At 72.5% G+C, this 15,993-nt stretch carries 13 protein-coding genes; 7 read left to right on the top strand and 6 right to left on the bottom strand.

Annotated elements, in window-relative coordinates:
* Positions 1-17: 17 nt before the first annotated feature.
* Both AB0A94_RS02535 and AB0A94_RS02530 read right to left on the bottom strand, forming a co-directional pair.
* Positions 18-1,052 carry a LacI family DNA-binding transcriptional regulator gene (locus tag AB0A94_RS02535; RefSeq protein WP_361737654.1) on the bottom strand — a complete coding sequence of 345 codons (1,035 nt, stop codon included), beginning with the start codon at positions 1,050-1,052 and terminating at the stop codon, positions 18-20.
* The gene (locus tag AB0A94_RS02530; protein WP_361737651.1) at positions 1,049-3,466 is read right to left on the bottom strand and encodes a glycoside hydrolase family 2 protein; all 2,418 of its coding nucleotides are present in this window, start codon (positions 3,464-3,466) and stop codon (positions 1,049-1,051) included. Before AB0A94_RS02530 ends, AB0A94_RS02535 begins: the two co-directional genes overlap by 4 nt.
* Before the next feature lie 151 nt (positions 3,467-3,617).
* Here AB0A94_RS02530 and AB0A94_RS02525 point away from each other — a divergent pair, with 151 nt between their 5' ends.
* From AB0A94_RS02525 to AB0A94_RS02515, 3 genes are read left to right on the top strand one after another with little or no spacing between them, the layout of a single operon-like run.
* A complete protein-coding gene (locus tag AB0A94_RS02525; protein WP_361737648.1) occupies positions 3,618-4,934 on the top strand; it encodes an ABC transporter substrate-binding protein in 1,317 nt (438 codons plus the stop codon).
* On the top strand, positions 4,934-5,887 hold the full coding sequence (locus AB0A94_RS02520) for a sugar ABC transporter permease (RefSeq protein WP_361737645.1): 954 nt from the start codon (positions 4,934-4,936) through the stop codon (positions 5,885-5,887). The genes AB0A94_RS02525 and AB0A94_RS02520 overlap by 1 nt, the downstream gene beginning before the upstream one ends.
* Entirely contained in the window at positions 5,884-6,714 is an 831-nt protein-coding gene (locus AB0A94_RS02515; protein WP_361737642.1) for a carbohydrate ABC transporter permease, read from the top strand. The genes AB0A94_RS02520 and AB0A94_RS02515 overlap by 4 nt, the downstream gene beginning before the upstream one ends.
* Here AB0A94_RS02515 and AB0A94_RS02510 read toward each other — a convergent pair.
* Both AB0A94_RS02510 and hemE read right to left on the bottom strand, forming a co-directional pair.
* A complete protein-coding gene (locus tag AB0A94_RS02510; RefSeq protein WP_361737639.1) occupies positions 6,692-8,764 on the bottom strand; it encodes a SpoIIE family protein phosphatase in 2,073 nt (690 codons plus the stop codon). The genes AB0A94_RS02515 and AB0A94_RS02510 overlap by 23 nt on opposite strands.
* 125 nt (positions 8,765-8,889) lie before the next feature.
* A complete protein-coding gene (hemE, locus tag AB0A94_RS02505; RefSeq protein ID WP_361737636.1) occupies positions 8,890-9,984 on the bottom strand; it encodes a uroporphyrinogen decarboxylase in 1,095 nt (364 codons plus the stop codon).
* 128 nt (positions 9,985-10,112) lie between these two features.
* Here hemE and AB0A94_RS02500 point away from each other — a divergent pair, with 128 nt between their 5' ends.
* From AB0A94_RS02500 to AB0A94_RS02490, 3 genes are all read left to right on the top strand, one after another.
* A complete protein-coding gene (locus AB0A94_RS02500; protein WP_361737633.1) occupies positions 10,113-10,805 on the top strand; it encodes a DUF3000 domain-containing protein in 693 nt (230 codons plus the stop codon).
* Between the two features lie 268 nt (positions 10,806-11,073).
* On the top strand, positions 11,074-11,733 hold the full coding sequence (locus tag AB0A94_RS02495) for a response regulator transcription factor (protein WP_073930923.1): 660 nt from the start codon (positions 11,074-11,076) through the stop codon (positions 11,731-11,733).
* A 164-nt stretch (positions 11,734-11,897) separates the two neighbouring features.
* Positions 11,898-13,187: a ribonuclease D gene (locus AB0A94_RS02490; RefSeq protein ID WP_361737630.1), complete on the top strand. Its 1,290-nt coding sequence runs from the start codon at positions 11,898-11,900 to the stop codon at positions 13,185-13,187.
* Between the two features lie 45 nt (positions 13,188-13,232).
* Here AB0A94_RS02490 and AB0A94_RS02485 read toward each other — a convergent pair whose 3' ends face one another.
* Entirely contained in the window at positions 13,233-14,057 is an 825-nt protein-coding gene (locus AB0A94_RS02485; protein ID WP_361737627.1) for a rhomboid family intramembrane serine protease, read from the bottom strand.
* Between the two features lie 133 nt (positions 14,058-14,190).
* On the opposite strand from AB0A94_RS02485, the gene AB0A94_RS02480 reads away from it, so the two are divergent.
* Positions 14,191-14,514, top strand: a complete 324-nt coding sequence (locus AB0A94_RS02480; RefSeq protein ID WP_361737624.1) for a hypothetical protein — start codon at positions 14,191-14,193, stop codon at positions 14,512-14,514.
* 48 nt (positions 14,515-14,562) lie between these two features.
* On the opposite strand, the gene AB0A94_RS02475 is transcribed toward AB0A94_RS02480, so the two are convergent.
* Positions 14,563-15,954 carry an FAD-dependent oxidoreductase gene (locus AB0A94_RS02475; RefSeq protein ID WP_361738442.1) on the bottom strand — a complete coding sequence of 464 codons (1,392 nt, stop codon included), beginning with the start codon at positions 15,952-15,954 and terminating at the stop codon, positions 14,563-14,565.
* Between the last annotated feature and the right edge of the window lie 39 nt (positions 15,955-15,993).

Below are 15,993 nucleotides of genomic sequence, written 5' to 3'. Positions count from 1 at the left end.
CGTCCGGCGGGGGCGCGTCACGGTGGGGCCGTGGACCCCCGGGGGGTCAGCACGGGGGTCGGCACGGGGTGCGACCCCGGCCCTTCACCGGTGATCACACCGAACAGCGTTCGCGCCACCTCCGCCCCGAACCCGTGCACATCATGGCTCATCGCCGACAGCGTCGGATGCGTCAGCCGGCACAGCTGCGAGTCGTCCCACGCCAACAGCGACACGTCGTCCGGCACCCGCAGCCCCATCTCGGCCGCCACCGAAAGACCCGCCACCGCCATGATGTCGTTGTCGTACACGATCGCCGTCGGCCGGTCGCCCGGCGCGGCGGCCAGCAGCGAGCGGGTCGCCCGCGCGCCCGCGTCCCCGGAGAAGTCCGTGGCCACCTGCCACGCCCGCGCCGGCGGCTCCAGCGCCCGCACCGCCTCGTCGAACGCGGTCGTGCGGATCGACGTGTGCCCGAGCGCCGCCGCGCCGCCCACCCGGGCGATCCGCCGGTGCCCGAGCGCCGCCAGGTACCGCACCGCCTCGGTCACGGCCGTGGCGTCGTCCGTCCACACGGAGGTCAGCCCGCCCGTCAGCGACGGGTGCCCGACGGCCACCACCGGCAGCCCGAGCCGCTCGGCCACCGCCGGGCGGGGGTCGCCGGCCCGGAAGTCCACCAGGATCGACCCGCCGATCTGCCGGCCCCTCCACCACGACTCCATCAGCCCGACCTCCTCGTCCGGGCTGCGCACCAGCCGCAGCAGCAGCGAGCAGGACCGTTCGACCAGGACGCTCTCCACTCCGGAGATGAACTCCATGTAGAACGGCTCCAGGCCGAGCAGCCGGGCGGGCCGGCACACCGCGAGGCCCACCACGTCCACCCGCGACCCGGCCAGCGTGCGCGCCGTCGGGCTCGGTGCCCAGCCCAGTTCCCGCGCCGCCCGGAAGATCCGGTCCCGGGTCGCCTCCGACAGGCCGGGTTTCCGGTTGAAGGCGAGGGACACGGCCCCCTTGGACACGCCGGCGCGCGCGGCGACGTCCTTGATGGTGACGCGGGGGGTCGGCGTTGCCGTCATCGAGTGGGCTCCACGCAGTACAGGGCGCAACGGGCGGTGTCCGGGTCCGGAGTCTTCCAGCCCCGCACCCCGATGGTCACCTCTTCTCCGGGCAGCAGGGTCACCAGCCCCCGGTCGGCCACCGCCTCCGGGTCCAGCCGGTCGGCCTGGAGCAGCAGGTCCCGCACGAGGGTGCGGGCCGTGACCGTGATCCCGCCCGGCGCGAGCGCGACCTCGAACTCGGGCCGCGGGTACGGTATCTCCCGGTCCGGCACCGGGAAGTGCACCGCCCTGATCCCTCCCCCGCTCTCGGCTTCGCTCGAGCGGGGGGACCCCCATGCGTCGGCGACCAGGAACTCCTTCGGACCGGCCGGAACCAGACCGTCCGGGACCTCGGTCACCGCCACCGTCCGCCCCTCGGCGGCCAGCGCCGGGCCCGCCTCCCCGAGCACCGTGCCGTCCACGGACATCCTGCGCAGCCGCAGCGTGCCGTGCCAGGCCTCGGCGGACTGGTTGACCGCCGCCACCGCCAGACCCCCACCGTCGGCGCGCACGGTCAGCAGCCGGTCCGCGTACAGCCGCCGCAGCTCGTGGTAGAGCGGCTTCTCCCGCCCGTCGCCGTCGATCGCGGCCCACGAGGTCACCGGCCAGCAGTCGTTCAGCTGCCACACCACCGTGCCCGCGCACACCGGCCAGTGCGAGCGCCAGTGCTCGATCCCGGCGGCGATCGCGCGGGCCTGGTTGACCTGCGTCAGATAGTGCCAGCGGTCGAAGTCGCCCTCCGGCACGGCGAAGTGCCGGGCCAGCCCGCGCTCCAGCTTGCCGTTGCCGTCGTCCGCCTTCTGGTGGTGCAGCATGCCGGGGGAGTCCGGGGCGAGCTCCTCCCCGGGCAGCGCCCGGCGCAGCGTGGCGTACGCGGGCGGCGCCTGCCAGCCGAACTCGGCCACGAAACGCGGCACATGGAGGCGGTAGTCGGCGTAGTCGGCACGGTTCCACACCTCCCAGGAGTGGTGGGTGCCGTGCGCCGGGTCGTTGGGGTGGTGCCGCCAGGACCCGGACCAGGGGCTGCCCGCCGTGTACGGCCGCGTCGGGTCCGACTCCGCCACGATCCGCGGCAGTACGCCCAGGTAGTACCCCTCGCCCCAGGAGTCCCCGGCCAGCCCCGGCTCCCAGTCCCAGTCCCGGAACCCCCACAGGTTCTCGTTGTTGCCGTTCCACAGCACCAGCGAGGGATGCGGCATCAGCCGTACGACGTTCTCCCGGGCCTCCGCCTCCACCTCCCCGCGCAGCGGCTGCTCCTCGGGGTAGGCGGCGCACGCGAACGGGAAGTCCTGCCAGACCAGCAGCCCCAACTCGTCGCAGGCGTCGTAGAAGTCCTCGCTCTCGTAGATCCCGCCGCCCCAGACGCGGACCAGGTCCACGCCCGCGCCGGCCGCCTGCTCCAGCCGCCGCCGGTAGCGCTCACGGGTGATCCGGGACGGGAAGACGTCGTCCGGGATCCAGTTGACGCCCCGCGCGAACAGCCGCTCCTCGTTGACGACCAGGGTGAACCCGGTGCCGCGGGCGTCGGCCGAGGTGTCCAGCCCCACCGTCCGGAACCCGATCCGGCGCCGCCACGAGTCCAGCGCGTCCTCGCCGTCGAACAGCGTCAACTCGACGTCGTACAGCGGCTGTTCGCCGTACCCCCGGGGCCACCACAGCCGTACGTCCGGCACCCGCAGCCGTACGGTCCCCTCCGTGCCGTCGAGCTCCGCGCGGGCGCGCACGCCGCCGACGCCCGCCTCCACGGCGAGCGGTGCCCCGCCCCGGGAACGCTCCACGTCGACGGCCAGCTCGACCTGTCCCACGCCGTCCTCGACGGTCACCAGCGGGCGCACCCGGGAGATCCGGGCCGTCGACCAGTGCTCCAGCCGCACCGGCCGCCAGATCCCGGCCGTCACCAGCGTCGGCCCCCAGTCCCAGCCGAACGAGCAGGCCATCTTGCGCACGTACTGGTACGGCTCGGCGTACGCCCCCGGCCGGTCGCCCAGCGTGCCGCGCACCGCCTCGGCCTCGGCGTAGGCGGACGCGAACCGCACGGTGAGCCGCCCGCTCAGCCCCGTCACGTCGAAACGGTACGAGCGGTGCATGTTCCGCGTCCGGCCCAGCGTCCGGCCGTCGAGCAGGACCTCGGCGACGGTGTCGAGACCGTCGAAGACCAGATCCGTCCGCTCGTGCGCGCCCGCTCCGGCGGTCAGTTCCGTCTCGTACGTCCAGTCCCGCCGGCCCACCCACGCCACCTCGGTCTCGCTTCGGCCGAGGAACGGATCGGGGATCAGCCCGGCCGCCAGCAGATCGGTGTGCACGCACCCCGGCACCGAGGCGGGGAGCGCGTCCCCCGTGCCGTCCGGGTGTCGCAGGGTCCATCCCTCGGTGAGCGGTGTGACCTGACGCATGCACACTCCCTAAACCGGTCGAGCCCTGTCGGGGCAGCATTTTGACATCGTTGTCTTAATAGAGACTTTACCGGTTCAGCAAGTGGCTGCCAGAGTGCCGAACCAGCCAACCCACTCGTGCTCGTCCGCCCCGTGAACGGAGCTGGTGCACATGAACCGCCGCAAGGTACTCCCCGGATCGATCGCCGTCCTCGCCCTGCTGGCCTCCGCCTGCACGGGCTCGGGAGGCTCCTCGAAGGGTGCGGACGCCGAGGCCCCCGACGACCCGTCGGCGGTCGAGGGCTCGATCACGGTCCTCACCCACCGGACCGACCTGGTGCAGGACGGCACGATGAAGAAGTACGCCGCCGAGTTCAACAGGACCTACCCCGGGGTGAAGGTCGAGTTCGACGGCCTCACCGACTACGAGGGTGAGGTCAAGATCCGCATGAACACGGAGAACTACGGCGACGTCCTCATGATCCCGGCGGTCATCGAGAAGAAGGACTACCCGAAGTTCTTCGCCTCCCTCGGCACCCAGGCCGAACGCGCCGCCAAGTACCGCTTCACCGACTACTCCACCGTCGACGGAAAGGTCTACGGCCAGAGCCCCCTCGGTGTCGTCCCCGGCTTCCTCTACAACAAGAAGGTGTGGAGCGAGGCCGGCGTCACCGACTGGCCCACCACCCCGGCCGAGTTCCTCGACGACCTGAAGGCGATCAGGTCGAAGACCGACGCGGTGCCGTACTACACCAACTTCAAGGACATGTGGCCGCTGACCCAGTGGACCAACGTCAACGGCTCCGTCAGCTGCGACACCGGGGCCACCACGAAGCTCGCCGAGGGCGACCCCTGGGCCGAGGGCGCCGACCTGCGCGTCGGCGACACCCTGCTCCACGACATCGTCAGCGGCGGACTCGTGGAGAAGGACCCGACCACCACCAACTGGGAGGCGTCCAAACCCAAGCTGGCCAAGGGCGAGATCGCCACCATGTGGCTCGGCTCCTGGGCCGTCGTCCAGATGCGGGACGCCGCGGAGCAGGCCGGCACCGACCCCGCCGACATCGGTCTCATGCCCTTCCCCGCCCAGCGGGACGGCGCCTTCTGCGCGGTGACCTCCCCGGACTACCAGCAGGCCGTCAACGTCAACTCCGACCACAAGGAAGCCGCCCGCGCCTGGATCGACTGGTTCACCGACAAGTCCGGCTACGCGGCGGCCAACCTCGCCCTGTCCCCGCTGAAGGACGCCCCGCTGCCCGACATCCTCAAGCCGTACGAGGAGCAGGGCGTCAAGCTCATCGACCTCGACGACACCAAGGGCGGTGAGGTGAAGACCATCGACAACCAGTCCGAGGTCGGCATCTACAAGCCCGATTACCGCCAGGAACTCGTCGACCTCGCCCGCGGCGCACGCGAGGGCGGCCTGGACGACCTCCTCGGCGACCTCGGCGAGCGGTGGGCCGAGGCGCGGAACTCGCTGGGGTCCTGATGACGGACACCACCCGCAAGGCGGCGCGGTCGGCAGCCCCGGCCGCGCCCGCCGGGCCGAAACGGGCGGCGCCCGCCCCGCGCCGCACCCGGCTGACCCGCCGCCTCACCCCGTGGCTGTTCCTGACCGCCCCGCTGGCCCTGCTCCTGACCTTCACCTACGCGCCGATCGCCAACATGCTCGCGTACAGCCTCACCGACTGGGACGGCGTCAGCCCGGAGCTGAACTGGACAGGCACCGAGAACTACGCCGAACTCCTCACCCGATCCGAGCTGTTCGAGGTCTTCTTCGTCAGCGGCTACTACCTCGTCGCGTCCGTGGCGCAGATCGTCCTCGCCCTCTACTTCGCCACGGTCCTCAGCTTCAACGTCCGCTTCCGGAACTTCTTCAAGGGCGTGCTGTTCTTCCCGTACCTGATCAACGGGGTGGCGATCGGCTTCGTCTTCCTCTACTTCTTCCAGGACGGCGGCACCCTCGACTCCGTACTGCGCCTGCTCGGCGTCGAGACCGACCACGCCTGGCTGGGCACGCCGTTCTCCGCGAACACCTCGCTCGCCGGCGTCTCCGTCTGGCGCTACCTGGGCCTGAACTTCGTCCTCTTCCTCGGCGCGATCCAGTCCATCCCGGGCGAGCTGTACGAGGCGGCCGAGATCGACGGCGCCACCCGCTGGCACCAGTTCCGGCACATCATCGCGCCCGGCATCAGGCCCATCCTGGGCCTCAGCGTCATCCTCTCCGTCTCCGGCTCGCTCTCGGTCTTCGAGATCCCGTACATCATGACCGGCGGCGCCACCGGCACCGAGACCTTCGTGATCCAGACCGTGAAGCTGGCCTTCCAGTTCAACAAGACGGGCCTCGCCTCGGCCGCCGCCGTCGTCCTGCTGCTGATCGTCCTGGCGGTCACCTGGGTGCAGCGGCGCATCGTCCCCGACGAGAAGGTGGATTTGGTATGACCCGCCGCACCGTGGTCCGCACGCTGGTGTACCTGTCGCTGGTCCTCGCGACGCTCGTCGTCCTGCTGCCGCTCACCGTGGTCTTCCTGACCTCGCTGAAGTCCTCGGAGGAGATGGCGGACGGCAGCGGGGCGCTCGCCCTGCCCGACGACCCGCTGAACTTCGACAACTACGTGACCGCGTTCCGGGACGGCCAGATGCTGTCCGCGTTCGGCAACACGGCGGTCGTCCTGGTCGTCGCCGTCGGCGGCACGATCCTCATCGGCTCGATGACGGCGTACGCGATCGACCGCTTCCACTTCCGTTTCAGGAAGCTGGTCGTCGCCCTGTTCCTGCTCGCCGCACTGGTCCCCGGGGTGACCACCCAGGTGGCGACCTTCCAGATCGTCAACAGCCTCGGCATGTTCGACAGCCTGTGGGCGCCGATCGCGCTCTACATGGGCACGGACATCGTGTCGATCTACATCTTCCTGCAGTTCATCCGCTCCATCCCCGTCTCCCTGGACGAGGCGGCCCGCCTGGACGGGGCGGGCGCCTTCACGGTCTACCGCAAGGTGATCCTCCCGCTGCTCAAACCGGCGATCGCGACGGTGGTGATCGTGAAGGGGATCAACGTCTACAACGACTTCTACATCCCCTTCCTCTACATGCCCTCCGAGGACCTCGGCGTGATCTCGACGTCCCTGTTCCGCTTCAAGGGCCCCTTCGGCGCGCACTGGGAGACCATCTCGGCGGGCGCGGTCCTGGTCATCCTCCCCACCCTGCTCGTCTTCCTCTTCCTCCAGCGCTTCATCTACAACGGGTTCATGAGGGGGGCGACGAAGTAGGGAGCCCGTTCGGCGGGAGGGGCTGCTCGTCGGCGGGGGCCGTGGGCAGGCGCAGGGCCAGCAGGGCCACGTCGTCGTCGTTGTCCACGGTGAGCTGGTCGGCGAGCAGCGCGTCGCAGAAGGCGTCCAGGGGGCGGAGGACGGCAGCCGAGGCGTGCAGCCGCAGCCGCTCCAGACCGACGGTGAGGTCCTCCTCGCGGCGCTCCACCAGCCCGTCGGTGTACAGCAGCAGGGTCGAGCCCGGCATCAGTGGCTCCACGGCGCTGGCGTGCTCGGGCCGGGGGTCCAGCCCGAGCATCGGGGAGTGGGCCGCGGTCAGGAAGCGCGCGGTGCCGTCCGCCTCGATCAGCAGGGGCGGCGGGTGCCCGGCGACGGAGTAGTGGAGCTGCAGGCCGCCGGAGTCCCGGCGTTCGACGCGGGCCAGGATGCAGGTGGCGGTGAACTCCAGGTAGAGGGTCTGCACGGCGACGTCCAGCCGGCGCAGGATCGTGCCGGTCGGTTCCTGGCGGTCCAGGGTGAGTCCGCGGAGCATGTTGCGCAGCTGGCTCATGGTGACGGCGGCGGGCAGGTCGTGGCCGGAGACGTCGCCGATGGTGAGGACGGTGGCGCCGTCGCGCAGCACGAACGAGTCGTACCAGTCGCCGCCGACCTCGGCGGCCGCGGTGCTGGGGCGGTAGCGGACGGCGATGCCGAGGCCGGGCACGTCCGGCGGATCGGTGAGCAGGCTGCGCTGGAGGGCCAGCGCCACCTGCCGGGTGCGCTGGTACTCCAGGGCGTTGCTGAGGGGGGTGTGGGCGCGTTCCAGGAGGGTCTGCAGCAGGCCGATCTCGGTCTGGCCGAGGGGAGGGCGGTCGCCGCTGGTGGAGACGGTGACCAGGGCGGCGGTGGTGCCGTCGACGACGACGGGGAACACCACGACGCTGTTGACCCCCTCGGCCAGCCAGGGGTCGCCGTCGGGCGGGGCGAGCTCCGGCGGGGGTTCGCCGGGCGGGAAGACGGCGTGCAGCGGGCTGCGCCGGTCGGCGGTACGGGCGAGCGGGCTGCCGGGCCGCAGGTGCTCCTCGCGGTGCGGGGGCAGGTCGGGCAGGCCCTCGCAGGTGGTCGCGGTGATGCGCTGCGCGGTCAGCGGGGTGCCGGGCAGCCGGTGCAGGGCGTGCGGGAGGAGGTGGACGGTGCAGCTGTCGGCGATGTCCGGCACGATCACATCGGCGAGGGCGGTGAACATCTCGTCCAGCCGTACGATGCCGGCCGTGGCGGTGACGGCCCGCGCCAGCAGTGCCTCACGGCGGGTCTCCTGCCACTCCTGCTCGACGTCCGCGCAGGTGCCCATCCACTCGATCACCGTGTCCCCGTCGCGCACCGGTGCGGCGTCGACGGCGAAGTGACGGTAGCCGCCGGCGGCCAGCCGCAGCCGGTAGGTGTGGGTCCAGCGGGGCGCCTGCTCGTCCAGTGCCCGCTGCCACGACGCGACGGCGGCGGCGCGGTCGTCGGGGTGGAGGGCGTCGATCCATCCGTCACCGCGGAACTCCTCCCAGCTCTGCCCGGTCACCCGCTGCCAGCCGGGACTCGGCTCGGTCACCCCGCCCTTGGGGCCGGTCACCCACACGATCTGGGATCCGGCGTTCACCAGACTGCGGTAGCGCTGCAGCACGCGGCGGCGCTCCTCGGACAGGACGCGGATCCGTTCCTCGCTGGTCACCTGCTCGGTGACCTCCATGATCACGCCGAGCACGCCGGGCCGGCCGTCGCTCATCGTGGCGTGGGAGATGCTGAACGTGAAGTAGCGGGTCCCGCCGTCCACCGGGCCGGGGTAGGCCAGGTCGATGGGCACGGCGGTGAGCACCTCGGCCGTGCCGGTGGCGAAGACCCGGTCGAAGATGTCGAAGTAGCCGGACTGCTCGAGGTCCGGAAAGGCGTCGCGGATGGTCCGGCCCAGCGGGCGGTCGCCGAAGATCTCGCGGTAGATCCGGTTGGTGTACGCGAGCCGGTGTTCCGGTCCCCGCGTGAAGACGACGCCGATCGGGGCGGGGTCGAACATCTCGAGCCTCATGGGGCCTCCACCTGCCCGTACCCGGGAGCGAACGTGGTGGGCAACGTGTGCCGCACGTAGCGGGCGACGTGTGCCCAGTACCCCGCTCCCGGGTTCCGACGCGCGTCCGGCGCGTACGCGGTGGGTCAGCGCGCGGTCTGCGTGTGGACGTACTCCACGAGACGGGTCAGGGCGTCCGGGTCGGTGGACGGCATGACGCCGTGGCCGAGGTTGAAGACGTGGCCCTCCAGGCCGGCGGCCGTGTCCAGGACCTCCCGCGCCTTCGTCTCGACGGCCTCCCGGCCGGCGAACAGCACGGTCGGGTCCAGGTTGCCCTGGAGTGCCTTGCCGGGGCCGACGCGGCGGGCGGCCTCGTCCAGCGGGACGCGCCAGTCGACGCCCACGACGTCCGCGCCGGCCTCGCCCATCAGGCCGAGGAGCTCACCGGTGCCGACGCCGAAGTGGATGCGCGGGACGCCGTGACCGGCGACCTTGCGGAACACCTTCGCCGAGGCGGGCAGCACCGAGCGCCGGTAGTCGGCCGGGGCGAGCGCGCCGGCCCAGGAGTCGAACAGCTGGACGGCGGAGGCGCCGGCCGCGATCTGCACCTCGAGGAACGCGGCCGTGATGTCGGCGAGGCGGTCGAGCAGGTCGGCCCACAGCTCCGGGTCGCCGTACATCATCGCCTTGGCGTTCTCGTACGTACGGGACGGGCCGCCCTCGACGAGGTAGCTCGCGAGGGTGAACGGGGCGCCCGCGAAGCCGATCAGCGGGGTGGACCCGAGCTCGCGGGTCAGCATGCCGATCGCCTCGGTGACGTAGGAGACGTCCTCGGGGGTGAGGTCACGCAGCCGGGCGAGGTCGGCGCGGGTGCGCACGGGCTGTTCGACGACCGGGCCGATGCCGGGCTTGATGTCGAGGTCGAGGCCGATGGCCTTGAGGGGGACGACGATGTCGCTGAAGTAGATCGCCGCGTCGACGTGGTGGCGGCGCACCGGCTGGAGCGTGATCTCGGTGACCAGCTCGGGACGCATGCAGGAGTCGAGCATCCCGATGCCCTCGCGGACCTTGCGGTACTCCGGCAGTGAGCGCCCGGCCTGCCGCATGAACCACACCGGCGTGTGCGGCACGGGTTCGCGGCGGCACGCCTTGAGGAAGGCCGATTCCCGGACCGTGTCGTTCCTGACGGGATCGGGGGTCGAGGTCGGCGTCTGGCCCGTCGGGCTCGCGTTGGCACTCACACGGCAAGTCTCGCACGACCCGCCGGCGCGCCCGGACCCCAGGGCCCGCGGGGCGGGATCCGGACACCGCCGGGCGGCGCGGGTGTCCCTCCCTGCGCCGGGGGCCCGTTCCGCTTAATCTTCCCCGCATGGCTGCGGCTCAGGGACGACTGTCGGACGGCGCTGGCGGAATGGACGAGCGGAAGGAGTCCGGAGGGGACCCCGGACAGGGGGGTGCGGGGGGTGCGGGAGGTGCGCCCCCGCCGCCCTTCCGGGCCGCTGTCGAGGCGCTGCGCTGCGCGCGGTTGCGGCCGCAGATCGAGGTGGAGCCCGCGCCCGCTCCGAAGCGGCTCGCCCCGTACGCGCACGCGCTGGAGGCCACGGTCGTCGACGGCGAGCAGGACCTGGCCGACGGCCGGCTGGTGCTGCTGCACGACCCGGCCGGACACGACGCCTGGCGGGGTGCCTTCCGCCTGGTGACGCTGGTGCGCGCGGAGCTGGAGCAGGAGATGGCGGCGGATCCGCTGCTGCCGGACGTGTGCTGGTCCTGGCTGACCGGCGCGCTGGCGGCGCGCGGACTGACGTACGGCGAGCCGAGCGGCACGGTGACGCGCGCGAGTTCCCACTACTTCGGCGGCCTGTCCGCGCGGCCCGCCGCCTCGCAGATCGAGATCCGGGCCTCCTGGACGCCCCGGGAGGGCCTGGGCGGGGTTCCGGACGCGGCCGCCCACCTGGTCGCGTGGTCCGATCTGCTGGCGCAGGTCGCGGGGCTGCCGCCGGCCGCTCCGGGGGACGCGTCCGTGGTGACGCTGCCGCAGCGGAGGGGACCGCAGTCCCGCTGAGCTCCCCGCCGGGTGCTCCCGGCAGTCGTCAGCGCCATCTCTTTGTCGACACGGCCACTTTCGGAAGCTTTGCGACGCGGATCGAAACCGTTCGGTCTTCGAATGATCGCTCGTGCGTCCGAATTGCTCGGATTGTTACTCATCCCTTCGTGATCATTCGTTAAAGGACACCAGGTTTATTGCCGAAGACGACTGTGACCTTGAAAGCACGGTTCGTCCCGGCTCCACCCCCCACGAGCCGCCCCCGTCCCGCACCCCAGGAGGCCTGGTGTCCGTTCTCCTCGAGCAGCCCGCAAGCCTGGTCGCCTACCGCCCGAACAAGCCGACCGCCATGGTGGTCGTGGCCGACCCGCGCGTCCGTTCCACCGTCACCCGCCATCTGTGGGCGCTCGGTGTGCGCGATGTCATCGAGGCCTCGTCCGTCGCGGAGGCTCGTCCCCGCATCGGCAACCCCCGCGACATCTGCGTCGCCGAAGTCCACCTGCCGGATGGTTCCGGCCTCACCCTCCTCTCGGAGACCCGCGCGGCGGGCTGGCCCAACGGCCTCGCCCTCTCCGCCGCCGACGACATCGGCGCCGTGCGCAACGCCCTCGCCGGCGGAGTGAAGGGATACGTCGTCACCGGCACCCGCACCAACCTCGGGCTCCCCACCCGTCCCGGTGCCGCCCCCATCGGCGCCGCCGCCCGCCTGCACCGCCGCCCCCCGGGTGCCCCGAGCCACCCGGGCGGCTACCGGGAGCTGTCCGGCCGCGAGGTCGAGGTGCTGCGGCTGGTGGCGGAGGGCCAGTCGAACAAGGCGATCGGCGTGTCGATGGGCCTGTCCGCACTGACCGTCAAGAGCCACCTCGCCCGCATCGCCCGCAAGCTCGGCACGGGTGACCGCGCCGGCATGGTGGCGGTGGCCCTGCGCACCGGCATCATCCACTGACCGCTTCCGGCCACTTCTGACCGCCTTCACCCGTCCGCCCCCTCCACCCCCCACGGGCTCGCGAACACCGCCTTGCACCCTCCCGACCGGAATACGACCCGCCGGCGCCCGTCACGGAACACAACCGTCGGCGGGCGCCTTCGTGGCACGGATACCCTTGACAGGTGACCGACGCCCACGACACCGCAGCAGACCGTTCACTGCGCACCACCGGAGGCGCCCCTCCGGACGACGGCGGATCTTCTGTTACGGAGGCGCCGATCCCCTTGCTCGAACCGCGCGAGGGCATCCCGCCCGTGATCGCGGACGAGGCCGCCCTCGCCGAGGCGGTCGCCGCCTTCGCCGCGGGCAGCGGTCCCGTCGCCGTGGACGCCGAGCGCGCCTCCGGCTACCGCTACGGCCAGCGCGCCTACCTCGTCCAGCTGCGCCGCGAGGGCGCCGGGACCGCGCTGATCGACCCCGTCGCCTGCCCCGACCTGTCCGGTCTGGGCGAGGCGCTCTCCGACGCCGAGTGGGTGCTGCACGCCGCCACCCAGGACCTGCCCTGCCTCCGCGAGATAGGCATGGTGCCCACCGCCCTCTTCGACACCGAGCTGGCCGGACGCCTCGCCGGGTTCCCCCGGGTCGGGCTCGGCGCGATGGTCGAGAACGTGCTCGGCTTCGTCCTGGAGAAGGGCCACTCCGCCGTCGACTGGTCCACCCGCCCGCTGCCCGAGCCCTGGCTGCGCTACGCCGCCCTCGACGTCGAGCTCCTGGTCGACCTGCGCGACGCGCTGGAGAAGGAGCTGGACCGGCAGGGCAAGCTGGACTGGGCCCGGCAGGAGTTCGACGCGATCGCCTCGGCCCCGCCGCCCGAGCCCCGCAAGGACCCCTGGCGGCGCACCTCCGGCATGCACAAGGTGCGCCGGCGCCGGCAGCTGGCCGTCGTGCGGGAGCTGTGGCAGACCCGCGACCGGATCGCACAGCGCCGGGACGTCTCCCCGGGCAAGGTGCTCTCGGACGCGGCGATCGTGGAGGCCGCGCTCGCCCTCCCGGCCAACCTCCACGCCCTCGCCGCGCTCAACGGGTTCGGGCAGCGCGTGGGGCGGCGCCAGCTGGAGCAGTGGCAGGCGGCCGTCGACCGGGCGAAGGCGCTGAGCGAGGCGCAACTGCCCCAGCCCGGCCAGCCGGTGACCGGCCCCCCGCCGCCGCGCGCGTGGGCCGACAAGGACCCGGCGGCCGCGGCGCGGCTGTCCGCGGCCCGGGCGGGGATCAGCGAGCTCGCCGAGCGGCTGAACATGCCGCCGGAGAACCTGATCACGCCGGACACGGTGCGGCGGGTGTGCTGGGAGCCGCCGGCCACGGTCAGCGCCGAGTCGGTTACCTCGGCACTGACGGCGCACGGGGCGCGTGCGTGGCAGGTTGAGCAGGTCACGCCTGTGCTGGTTGCCGCGCTGTCCGCGAAGGGGGCGTAGCGGGACCCCGCCGCTGTTCCGGAGGGGCGTGGCGGGACTCCACCGCTATCCCCGGCCCGGTCGCGCCCGCCGCCCGAAGACGATGCCGCGAGGCTCGGGCGGCGGGGGAGTGCCCCGGCGCAGCGGCCAGGCGAGCAGCATGCCGGCCACGAAACCGACGACGTGCGCCACGTACGCCACCGTCCCGGCGTCGGTGACGCCCTGGCCCGACGAGTACACCGCCTGGAGCACGAACCACAGGCCCAGCACGGTCCAGGCCGGCAGCCGCAGCGGCAGGAAGATCAGGAACGGCACCAGCACCCAGACGCGCGCCTTCGGATACAGCACCAGATAGGCGCCCAGCACCCCGGCGATCGCCCCGGAGGCGCCGATCAGGGGCTCGCCCGAGTCGGCGTTCAGCAGGGAGAAACCGTACGAGGCCGCGTAACCGCAGACGACGTAGAAGAGCAGGAAGCGGACGTGCCCCATCCGGTCCTCGACGTTGTTGCCGAAGATCCACAGGAACAGCATGTTGCCCAGCAGGTGCAGCCAGCCGCCGTGCAGGAACATCGCCGTCAGGACGCTCAGCTCCGGCGACTTGTCGTAGCCCGGCGCACCGATCACGCACCCCGGGCCCTGCGGGCCCACCCCGGTGCCGCCCGTGGGCACCAGCTCCGGCATCCGGTGGTGGATCAGCTCCCGCGGCACCACCGCGTAGCGGTCCAGGAACGCCTGCAGATGGCACAGGTCGGCCAGACCGCTCCCGCCGGTCAGCGAACCGACGACACCCGGCGTGAGGACGACGAAGACGACGACGTCGGCGGCGAGGAGCGCGTACGTCACCCAGGGGGTGCGCCGCGCGGGATTCACGTCATGGACCGGGATGACCACGTCCCCCGTGTGCCCGGGCGGTGGTCGGTGAATCCGCGGCGCCGCTGAACACCGCCGTCCGGCCGTGCGTATGACTCGTCGACCGTCCGCGGCCCGGGGAAGGGGCCGCGGGGCCGACCGGGAGGAACAGGCGATGAACGACCGAGTGCCCACCGCGATGCACGCGCTGCCCGACGGCGAGGCCGAACTCACGCTCGTGGTGCGCCTCCCGTGGGAGGACGTCGCCCGGCTCGGCCAGGAGGCGGGGCGGCTCGCCTCGCAGCTGCGGCGGCCGGTGACGCTGGACGAGGCGGTGAGCCATCGGCTGCGCTCGGTGCGGGGGGCCGCGCACGCGAAGCCGCCGGTACCGGCGCCCGCACCGGCGCCGGACACCGGTGCGTCGGTGGCGTCGTTGCCGTCACGGCCTCCGGCGGAGCAGGCGCGGCAGGTGATCGAAAGGATCAACGGGACCGCGTGAGGGTTCGCCGGACGGCGCCGTAGGGGTCCGGTCGCGTCGCGCCCCTCCTCATACGGTCGGCCTGATCTTCGCCGCCGCCTTCCTCGCCGCCACCAGGACCGGGTCCCAGACCGGGGAGAACGGGGGAGCGTAGCCCAGGTCCAGGGTCGTCATCTGATCCACCGTCATGCCGGCGGTGAGGGCGACCGCCGCGATGTCGACGCGCTTGCCCGCGCCCTCGCGGCCGACGATCTGCACGCCGAGGAGCCGGCCCGTGCGGAGTTCGGCGAGCATCTTCACCGTCATGGGGGAGGCGTTCGGGTAGTAGCCCGCGCGGCTGGTCGACTCGATGGTGACCGACTCGAACCGCAGGCCCACGCGGTGGGCGTCCTTCTCCCGCAGCCCGGTGCGCGCGATCTCCAGGTCGCACACCTTGCTGACCGCCGTACCGACCACGCCCGGGAAGGTGGCGTAGCCGCCGCCGACGCCCGCGCCGATGATCTGGCCGTGCTTGTTGGCGTGCGTGCCCAGCGGGATGTGCCGCTGCTGCCCGGAGACCAGGTCGAGGACCTCCACGCAGTCGCCGCCGGCCCAGATGTTCTCGTGCCCGCGCACCCGCATCGACCGGTCGGTGAGCAGTCCGCCGTGTTCCCCCAGGGGAAGTCCGGCGGCCCGTGCCAGGGCCGTCTCCGGGCGCACCCCGATGCCGAGCACGACGACGTCCGCCGGGTACTCGGCGTCCTCGGTGGCGACCGCCCGCACCCCGCCGTCGTCCCCCGTGCGCAGCCCGGTGACCTCGGCGTCGTTCACCATGGTGATGCCCATGCCCTCCATGGCCTCGCGCACCAGGCGCCCCATGTCGGGGTCCAGGGTCGCCATCGGCTCCTCGCCGCGGTTGACGACCGTCACCTCGTAGCCGCGGTGGAGCATCGCCTCGGCCATCTCCACACCGATGTAACCCGCCCCGACGACCACCGCGCGGCGCCCGCGCGTGCGGGACAGCGTGTCGAGGAGGGCCTGCCCGTCGTCGAGGGTCTGCACGCCGTGCACCCCGGGGGCGTCCATGCCGGGCAGCTCCGGGCGGATCGGCCGCGCACCGGTCGCGATCACCAGTTTGTCGTACGACGTCCAGGACTCGGCGCCGGAATCGACGTCCCGCGCGCGTACCCGCCCCCGGTCGGGGTCGAGTTCCGTGACCTCGGTGCGCAGCCGCAGGTCGATGTCCCGCGCGCGGTGCTCCTCGGCGGTGCGGGCGATCAGCCGGTCCCGGTCGGGGACGTCACCGCCCACCCAGTAGGGGATGCCGCACGCCGAGAAGGAGGTGAAGTGGCCGCGTTCGAACGCCACGATCTCCAGCTCGTCCGGACCCCTCAGCCGGCGGGCCTGTGACGCCGCGGACATCCCCGCGGCGTCACCGCCGATCACCACCAGGCGTTCCCTCGCACCGCGCGCATCGCTCATGGTCATGCGAACACGCTACGGGGGAAGGGGATTTCAGGC

The organism is Streptomyces sp. NPDC044984 (assembly GCF_040646935.1).
GTDB lineage: Bacteria > Actinomycetota > Actinomycetes > Streptomycetales > Streptomycetaceae > Streptomyces.
The sequence above is the reverse complement of the archived record's forward strand: the minus strand, read 5'-3'. Positions and strand labels throughout refer to the sequence as shown.